Raw genomic sequence first — 1776 nt, 5'->3', positions numbered from 1 at the left:
GGCACGCCCGGGGCCCCCTGGCGCCCGTGCGCTCCCCGGAGCTGGAAGCGCGCCTCGCCCTGTTCGCCGAGAAGGCCCAGGCCCTCCGCGCCAAGGCCCCGCGCGGCAGCGCCATGCCCGTGGAGCAGGTGCGCAACTGGGAGGCGGTGAACGCGGCCCTGGACGCCTTCCTGGACCTGCCGGTGGAGCAGACCGACTCCCGCGACCTGACGCGCGCCCGGGGCGTGATGGAGGCGGAGCTGGAGCAGGACGCGCGCCTCTACGGCGACATGCCGGGCGCGCTCGCGGAGGCCGTGGTGGTGCGCGTGGGCCGCCTCATCGTGCGCGCGTCCACGCTGCGCCGCTGGGCGCAGACGCCAGCGGAGGAGACCTTCGGCCCGCCGCGCCTCGCCTGGCCCGTGGAGCCGGTCACCATCACCAGCCTCTATGGCGAGCGCTGGCACCCCATCACCGGTCGGCTGCGCCGCCACTCGGGCGTGGACCTGGCGGCCCGCCGCGGACAGCCCGTGGGCGTCGCGGACAAGGGCGTCGTCCTGCGCGCCGGCTGGAACGGGGACCACGGCAAGATGGTGGAGGTCCAGCACGCGGGCCAGTGGGTGACGCGCTACAGCCACCTGTCCGAGGTCCTGGTCACGACGGGCGAGGTGCTGGGCAGGGGCGACGTCGTGGGGCTCGCGGGGGACACGGGTCTCGCGACCGGCGTCCACGTCCACTTCGAGCTCTGGCACGACGGCAGCGCGTTGGATCCGCTGGAGGCGCTCGTCGCCCCCGAAGCGGACCCGGACACGTCGCAGGAAGCGACTACAGCGAGTTCTTCAGCTCCTTGGCGGGGCGGAAGCCGACCGTCTTCGACGCCTTGAGCTTCATCATCTCGTTGGTCTGCGGGTTGCGGATCTTGCGCGCCTTGCGCGAGCGCAGCGACCACGTGCCGAACCCGGGGTAGCTGAAGCGCGTGTCCTTCTTCACCGCCTTGCCGATGTTGGTGAAGACGCTGTCGAGGATCTGGGCGGCCTGCTTCTTCGTGAGCCTCGACTGCGCAGCCACCACCTCCACGAGCTCTGCCTTGGTCATGACACCCCTCCCTCTGTGCGTTGTCTGGCGTTGAACGAGCGGATGGCGGAGGTAACAAATCGAGGTTTCGACTGTCAATGCGCCACCTGCTCCGAGGCCGGAAAATCGGCCTCTGGATGAAAACTCGCCTCTGAAAATACACCCTGTAGAGAGAGTGGAGGATCGCATCTTTTGATACAGCCTCACACTCCTCCTTTTCCCATCAGGGGGAGTGATCGCGTGTTGATCGCTTCCGGATGAAAGGCATTGGGAAATCGATCACTTAGCAGTCGCTCCTGATCCAGCTCCAGCAGGGTGCCATCAAGGGGCTAGGATGCCTGCCCGCGTGCCCACCCGACTGCTGCCATGGCTCCTCGCCTTACTGTTCGCCTGCTCACGGCCCGCGCCGCGTCCCCAGGCGGCGGCGGAGCTCTGGGTGGACGCAGCGGCGGCCCCTGGTGGTGAAGGCACCCGGGAGCGGCCCCTGCGATCGCTGACGGAGGCCCTGGCCCGCCCCGGCCCGAAGCAGGTGCACCTGGCCACCGGCCGCTACGAGGGGCCCCTCCGGCTCCCGGACGGCACGCGGCTCGTGGGGAAGGGCCCCGCCACGATCCTGGCGGCCACGGACCCCGGGGCCACCGTGGTGGACGCCTCCGGGGACACCTCCCTGGAAGGCCTGACGGTGGAGGGAGGAGGCTGGGGCCTGGACGCCCGGGGGCCCGTGCG

General features: G+C 70.6%; 3 protein-coding genes. 2 read left to right on the top strand and 1 reads right to left on the bottom strand.

The features are described from left to right. Positions 1-860 (top strand): M23 family metallopeptidase (locus D7X55_RS39185; RefSeq protein ID WP_147470416.1); only part of this gene is annotated, 860 nt, incomplete at its 5' end. Here D7X55_RS39185 and D7X55_RS39180 read toward each other — a convergent pair. Beyond that, positions 802-1071: an HU family DNA-binding protein gene (locus D7X55_RS39180; protein ID WP_120550461.1), complete on the bottom strand. Its 270-nt coding sequence runs from the start codon at positions 1069-1071 to the stop codon at positions 802-804. The two genes, D7X55_RS39185 and D7X55_RS39180, sit on opposite strands and share 59 nt — an antisense overlap. A gap of 325 nt (positions 1072-1396) precedes the next feature. Here D7X55_RS39180 and D7X55_RS43075 point away from each other — a divergent pair. Further along, the coding region (locus tag D7X55_RS43075; protein ID WP_158626493.1) for a DUF1565 domain-containing protein at positions 1397-1776 on the top strand (380 nt) is incomplete at its 3' end.

This window comes from Corallococcus sp. AB049A (assembly GCF_003668885.1).
In the GTDB taxonomy this organism is placed as follows: domain Bacteria; phylum Myxococcota; class Myxococcia; order Myxococcales; family Myxococcaceae; genus Corallococcus; species Corallococcus interemptor.
This window is presented reverse-complemented; position numbering and strand designations above follow the sequence as displayed.

Bases quoted from the DNA above. Each gene is read 5' to 3' on its own strand.
- D7X55_RS39180 (WP_120550461.1), bottom strand. From the start codon at position 1,071: ATGACCAAGGCAGAGCTCGTGGAGGTGGTGGCTGCGCAGTCGAGGCTC.